Annotated in this window: 6 protein-coding genes; 3 read left to right on the top strand and 3 right to left on the bottom strand. The window is 67.9% G+C overall.

The window, feature by feature from the left end; all coding sequences use genetic code 11:
• From AC1D12_RS20680 to AC1D12_RS20690, 3 genes are all read left to right on the top strand, one after another.
• A partial coding sequence (locus tag AC1D12_RS20680; RefSeq protein ID WP_477842539.1) for an RICIN domain-containing protein occupies positions 1 to 3,013 on the top strand: 3,013 nt, incomplete at its 5' end.
• 132 nt (positions 3,014 to 3,145) lie between these two features.
• Entirely contained in the window at positions 3,146 to 3,514 is a 369-nt protein-coding gene (locus AC1D12_RS20685; protein ID WP_477826796.1) for an HYD1 signature containing ADP-ribosyltransferase family protein, read from the top strand.
• Positions 3,515 to 3,814: a DUF6881 domain-containing protein gene (locus AC1D12_RS20690; protein WP_465112666.1), complete on the top strand. Its 300-nt coding sequence runs from the start codon at positions 3,515 to 3,517 to the stop codon at positions 3,812 to 3,814.
• 13 nt (positions 3,815 to 3,827) lie between these two features.
• Here AC1D12_RS20690 and AC1D12_RS20695 read toward each other — a convergent pair whose 3' ends face one another.
• The 3 genes from AC1D12_RS20695 to AC1D12_RS20705 form a co-directional block, all read right to left on the bottom strand.
• Positions 3,828 to 4,865, bottom strand: a complete 1,038-nt coding sequence (locus tag AC1D12_RS20695; RefSeq protein ID WP_477842541.1) for an adenosine deaminase — start codon at positions 4,863 to 4,865, stop codon at positions 3,828 to 3,830.
• The gene (locus AC1D12_RS20700; RefSeq protein ID WP_477826797.1) at positions 4,862 to 5,839 is read right to left on the bottom strand and encodes a Rieske 2Fe-2S domain-containing protein; all 978 of its coding nucleotides are present in this window, start codon (positions 5,837 to 5,839) and stop codon (positions 4,862 to 4,864) included. The genes AC1D12_RS20695 and AC1D12_RS20700 overlap by 4 nt, the downstream gene beginning before the upstream one ends.
• Before the next feature lie 128 nt (positions 5,840 to 5,967).
• On the bottom strand, positions 5,968 to 6,617 hold a 650-nt coding region (locus AC1D12_RS20705), incomplete at its 5' end, for a BMP family ABC transporter substrate-binding protein (protein WP_477842543.1).

A 6,617-nucleotide genomic window follows, 5' to 3' on the forward strand; every position in this document is an offset into this window, starting at 1 on the left:
CGGCGCGCTCGCGATCGGCCAGTACACGCTGCGCGGCCTGCAGTCGAAGCTGTGCCTGGACATCGAAGGCGCCGCCACCACCGATGGCGCGAAAACGCTGCAGGCCGCCTGCAGCACCTCGGCCAGCCAGCGCTTCGAGGTGCGCGCGGCCGACGATGGCAGCTATGCGTTCATCAACGTCAACAGCGGCCGCGCGCTCGACGTGAGCGACATCTCGACCGCCAACGGTGCGCTGATCCAGCAATGGAGCTACGGCGCCGGCGCCAACCAGCGCTTCAGCGTGATGCCGGTCGGCGACAGCTTCCGCATCGCGGCGAAGCACAGCGGCAAGTGCCTCGACGTGAAGGATTTCAGCACGGTGGCCGGCGGCCGCATCCAGCAATGGGACTGCGGCAACAACGACAACCAGCGCTGGCAGTTGCTGGCGACCGATGCGCAGGCTCCCGCACCCGCACCCGCACCCGCACCTGCGCCCGCTCCGGCGCCGTCGCCTGCACCGGCTCCCTCTCCGGCCCCCGCTCCGGCACCAGCCCCCAGCCCGGCACCGGCGCCKTCTCCTGCACCGTCCCCCGCACCGAGCCCGGCGCCCGCTCCCACGCTGACGCTGCCGCTCGAAGTCCTCGGCGCCGGCGCGCCCGACGCACCGACCGTCGTGCCGGCCCAGCTCGCGCTCGACGCGTCAGCCCTCGGTAGCGCGAGCCAGCTGGTGGTGCGCTGCCACCGCTGCGGCTTCTACAACTCGCCGGAGTTCGAGGCGCTCGCCAAGCCGCTGACCAGGATCGCCGGCAGCCTGCGCATCGTCGGCGGGCCCAATGGCAGCACTGCGCCGTGGATCGACATCAGCGACAGCACGGTGCAGCTCGACGAAGTCGAGCGCGCGCACGGCGGCGTCAACGGCGGGCTGCTGACGATCCGCTTCCGCGTACCGCTGGACGCGACCGCGCGCGCCCGCCTGGTCGCGCTGCCGGCCACCAACCGCATCGAGTTCCGCTTCAACGGCACCGACGGCAACTCCAACGGCTTCCGCATCCTCGACCTGCAGATCCAGGATGCCGCGGGCCGCCACCTCGGCGCGGCCCAGCCGCGCCAGTGGGCCGACATCCAGGCCGAGAAGGAGGCCGGCCGCACCTGGAGCGCCGACGCCGACGCGGGCAAGGTCCTGTGGAGCGGCCAGAACCTGCTGAAGAAGTCGCCGATCGTCGACACGACGATCCGCGCCGCGTGCTCGTCATGCCACGCGAGCGACGGCCGCGACCTGCAGTACTTCAACTTCTCGAACAACTCGGTGGTGCAGCGCTCGCGCTTCCATGGCCTGAGCGAGACGCAAGGCAGGCAGATCGCCGCCTACCTGCGTGCCGCGCTGTACACCAAGGTGCCGCACGTCGCGCAGGCCACGCCGTGGAATCCGCCGTACCAGCCGGGCCCGGGCCTGGATGCGAAGCCGACCGTCGAATGGGCAGCCGGTGCGGGCCTCGATGCGGTGCTGCCCGATGCGAAGTCCTTCGTCAACGTGTTCGCCGGCAAGGCCGCGAACAGCACCGCCGCGGTGACGCAGGCCGAGCTCGACGCCGCGATGGACCCGAGCCGCGGCAAGGTGCTGAACACGCGCGAGATGCCGATCCCGTTGCAGCTGCCGGACTGGAGCGCGTGGCTGCCGATCGAGAGCCCGCTTGACATCTGGGCGCCCGACGCGGGGCAGGCGCAGGGCCTGTTCGAGACCCAGGGCGACGACGGCTCGAACCCGATCAAGGTGGTCAAGCGCGTCTCCGATTTCCTGAATGCCAACCGGAACCCGAACGGCGTCTACGGCGACTGGAGCCACCTGACGCCCGAGCTGCGCGAACGCGCACAGGCCTGGCTCAACGATGTCGGTGGCAAGACCATCGCCTTCGCCGGCGGCGGCCGCGGCTCGCGCGTGTCGGGCGACCCGTCCAAGCCGTATGGTGGCGAACTGGGCGGCAAGAAGCTGCAGGCGCGCCTGTCGGCCCAGACGGCGAGTGCGGTCAACCTGCCGGCCGCCTTCACGAAGGAAGCGTTCATCGAGCGCGCGCTGTTCGGCGCCATCCACTGGATGAGCGTCAAGCAATGGGAGCTGGCCCACACCTACGGCCTCGAAGGGCGGCAGGACTGGCTGCACGGCTCGCGCAATGCCAGCGGCCAGTGGGTCGGCATCGGCGAGCCGCGCGGCTGGCCGTTCAGCTGGCCGAGCGTGTTCTACACGGCACCGCACATGCTGTTCGCGCCGGTGAACGGTCGAGAGAACTACTTCTCGTGGGAGCCGCGGCTGGTGTCGTTCTACCGCACCAACCAGTGGTACCAGCTGCAGATGACGGTGAACCCGGGCTGGCCGGGGGCGTCGGAGGGGCCGATGGACTGGCCGTACCACATGGGCTTCACGACCGCGGTGGTCGACGACCTGATCACCGCCAAGGCACCGGGGCCCGTGTCGGCGATGCACCTGGCGCGCTACTTCCAGGTGCGCACCAAGCTCGCGCAGCTGGCCAACACCGACCTGCCGTTCAACCAGCCGGATCCGGCCGCGCCGACCGACCTGTTCCGCAACAAGGGGCACCAGAGCCGGGCTTCGCTGGCGATCCACAAGCTGGGCGTCGGCGAGGTGGTCGACCGCGGGCCGGAGGACTGGGAGAAGTCGCGCTTCCGCCAGCTCGACGCGGTGACGCCGGGGCTGCACCTGATGTTCATCAACAGCTCGATCTCGCTCTACAACGCGCTGTATGCGAACACCACTTACGAGCAGTGGCGGCGGTGTGATCCGAATGCGCTGTTCGGCAGCGAGCCGGAGATCAAGTCGGGCTTCCGTTTCTGTCTCGATCCGAAGCGCACGCCGCTGCCGTTGAATGCGAAGGGGCAGCCGCACCTGGTCGGCGGCTGGGTGGACTGGACCGGCGAGCAGTACATCGCCTGGAGCGTGATGTCGGCGCGCAACCACGGGGCCGAGGCGCAGCGCTTGAAGACCTTCTCGGATTGGGCGGGGCGGATGTGGCGGGAGTGAAGCGCAAGCGTCTGCATGTCTCTGTTGCTTTGGCGCACGAACACGATTTCACAGGTTTCGTGAAGAGCGTGTCTGTGAAAGCCTCGCGGGTTTTCGCCGATTCTTCGGCGCATCGCGAGGACTGCCGGCACCATGAGCCGCACCGACATCATTCACGGCAGTAACCGACGCACGACGCTGTTTCACTACACGGACGGCGTTGGCCTGAGAGGAATCCTCGAGACGGGCCACCTGCTGCCATCCCTGAAGAGACACAATCCACGAGATGTCCGGTACGGTGAAGGTCAGTACCTTTCGGACAGGGTTCCCGGCACACTGTCCTCCAGCCAGTTGTCGAGGTGCTTTCTGGGGCAACCGTTCCAGGCACGGCGATTCACACACTTCATCGAGATCGATATGGTGGGAATCGACGTACTGAAAGGCCGCGACGGCGTGTATGTTGTGCTTGGTCGAGAGCCTCTCGATCTCTCGGGGCGGCTCATCCGCAGTGGAGAAAACTGAATGGACTACGTGAAAGTTCGCTGGCTTCACCAGCATGCCTCCGAGCCGATTCTTCTCCTGAGCGAACTCGATGCGGAACGCTATGAGGTCCGCAAGGTGGAGGTTTTCGCGGATGGCCACATGGGCTTCGCCAGCGACCACCAGACAAGCGGGCACACGTTCCTGGGCGAAAGACCCGTGCCGCTCGCTGCCGATATCGCGGCCGATCCGGAGTTCGTGATCGAGGGGCTGGATGGTCGGGAGTTCGAGATGGCGTGGCGGGCTGCCATCGCTGGATCACGCTGGAAACTGCAGGCTTGAGACCTGCAGGACCTCAGAAGGCGGCGAATGCCTTGTCGAGCTTCTGCTCCCACGCAGCCTTTTGAGCGCCATCCACGAAGCTCGCCTCGAAGCTGTTCTTCGCCAACTGATACGCCTGCCGCGCCCCCAGCGCCGGCAGCGCGTCGAAGGTCGCGAGGAAGTTCGCGTTCATGTAGCCGCCGAAGTACGCCGGGTCGTCCGAGTTGACCGTCGCGCACAGGCCCGCATCGAGCAAGGCGCCCAGCTGATGCGCCGCCATGTCGGGGTACACGCACAGCTTCACGTTCGACAGCGGGCACACCGTCAGCGGCATGCGCTCGGCGGCCAACCGCTTCACCAACACAGGGTCTTCAACACAGCGCACGCCGTGGTCGATGCGCTCGACCTTCAGCACGTCGAGCGCGCTCCAGATGTAGGCCGGCGGGCCTTCCTCGCCGGCGTGCGCGACCAGCCGCAATCCCAGTTCGCGGCACTTCGCGAACACGCGCGCGAACTTCTCCGGCGGGTGTCCGCGCTCGCTGCTGTCGAGGCCGACGCCGATGAAGCGCTCGCGAAACGGCAGCGCCTGTGCCAGCGTCTCGAACGCGGCTTCTTCGCTCAGGTGCCGCAGGAAGCACAGGATCAGCGCGCTGCTGACACCCAGTTCGCGCCGCGCCGTCTCGCCCGCCCGCGTCAGCCCGTTGATCACCGTCTCGAAGCTGACGCCGCGCTCGGTGTGCGTCTGCGGATCGAAGAACAGCTCCGCATGGACGACGTTGTCGGCGGCCGCGCGGCGGAAGTAGGCCATCGCCATGTCGAAGAAGTCTTCCTCCTTCAGCAGCACGCTCGCGCCGGCGTAGTAGATGTCGAGGAAGCTCTGCAGGTCGGTGAACGCATAGGCCTCGCGCAGCGCCTCGACGCTGGCATACGGGATCGACACGCCGTTTCGCTGCGCCAGCGCGAAGATCAGCTCCGGCTCCAGCGAGCCCTCGATGTGGATGTGCAGCTCGGCCTTCGGCATCGCGCACAGCAGCGCGGGCAGGCGGTCGCGAGGGATGGCGTCGAGGTTCATGCGATGGCTCCAAAACGGATGCCGCGTTCGATCAGGAAGCGGCGGTAGGCGGCCGAGCTGCGGTCGGCCGCGCAGTGCACCTCGCCGTCCGCGAGCGGCAGCCGCCTGGGCTGCTGCGACTCGAGGACGGGCTGGTCCTGCGTGAAGATGGTGTGCTGGAACGCGCGCAGCGCGTCGTCGCTGGAATCGTGGTCGGTGATCGCCAGGCGGAACCAGACGCGGCTGTGCTCCTCGTCGAGCGGGCAGACGAACAGGCCGATCACGTCAAGGTAGCCATCCTGCGCCTGCGGCAGCTTGGTCAGCACCGCGCTGAACGGTGCGGTCAGCTCGTAGCGGTAGTCGACCCAGCTGCCTTCGGTCGACAGCCGGTTGCTCTGCGGCTGCCAGGCCCTGCAGCCGGTGGCGACGAAGCCGGTCGGCGTGGACTGCACGGTGTAAGCGGGCGTCTGCGGCTGCGCGCGCTCGCCGAGCCAGCCGTCGTGCACGAAGCCGAAGTGCGACAGATCGAGGAAGTTCTCGACGATGCGGCCGGCACAGGTCGCCACGTCGTACGGGCCGCACAGCAGCTTGCGCAGTTGCGGGTCGGTCTCGGCCTCGAAGGCGGGCAGGGGCGTGTCGCCCGGCTGCAGCCGCACCCACACGAGGCCATGCGCCTCCTGCGCTTCATGCGCGCAGGCCGCATGCGAGGGCGGCGGCGCGAACGACGGCTGCGACGCGATCAGCACGCAGGCGCCATCGTGCCCAAAGCGCCAGCCGTGGTACGGGCATTCGAGCGAGGCGCGGCCTTCGTGCTGAACTACGCGCCCGAGCGAAAGCCGCGTGCCGCGGTGCGGGCAGCGGTCGGTGAACGTGCGGGCGCGGCCGGTGTCGTCGCGCCACAGCACCAGGTCGTGGGCGAGCAAGCGCGCGGCAAGCGGTCCGTCGGTCAGCGCAGAGCTGTCGGCGACCGGGTGCCAGAGCGTTGCTTCCACCAAGCCATTCTCAGCAGGCATGTCGCCGCGCCAGCGTGCGACCCATCAAGCGGACTCCGTGGAACCGGCTCTGCCGGGCCACTGGAGGCGCCCCCTTGAGGGGGAGGCGCGAAGCGCCTCGGGGGTGGGTGTCACTTTCCGCCGGGGACTTTGCCGTCGACGCCCTTCACGAAGAACTTGATGCCGCTCATGAACTTGTCATCGGCGACCTCGTCCTTCTTCAGCACTTCCTTGCCGTCGTTGCCGACGATCGGGCCCTTCCAGATCGCGAAGCTGCCGTCCTTCAGGCCGGCCTTCACCTTCTCGACCTTCTCCTTCAGCTCGGCCGGCACCTTGTCGGAGATCGACACCAGGTCGATCGCGCCTTCCTTGACGCCCCACCACGAGGCGCTGTTGCCGGCCCACTTGCCGTCCAGCGCATCCCGCGTCGCCTTGATGTAGTACGGCGACCAGTTGATGATGCTCGAGGCCAGGTGGGCCTTCGGGCCGTAGGCGGTCATGTCGCTGTCCCAGCCGAATGCGTACTTGCCGGCCTTCTCGGCCGTCTGCAGCACCGCGCTCGAGTCGGTGTTCTGCATCAGCACGTCGGCGCCGCCGTTGATCAGCGATTGCGCGGCGTCGGTTTCCTTCGGCGGGTTGAACCACTCGTTGACCCAGACCACCTTGGTCTTGATCTTCGGGTTCACCGACTGCGCACCCAGCGTGAAGCTGTTGATGTTGCGGATCACCTCGGGAATCGGGATCGAGCCGACCACGCCCAGCGTGTTGGTCTTCGTCATGC

It is taken from the genome of Rhizobacter sp. P1_G5 (genome assembly GCF_056405435.1).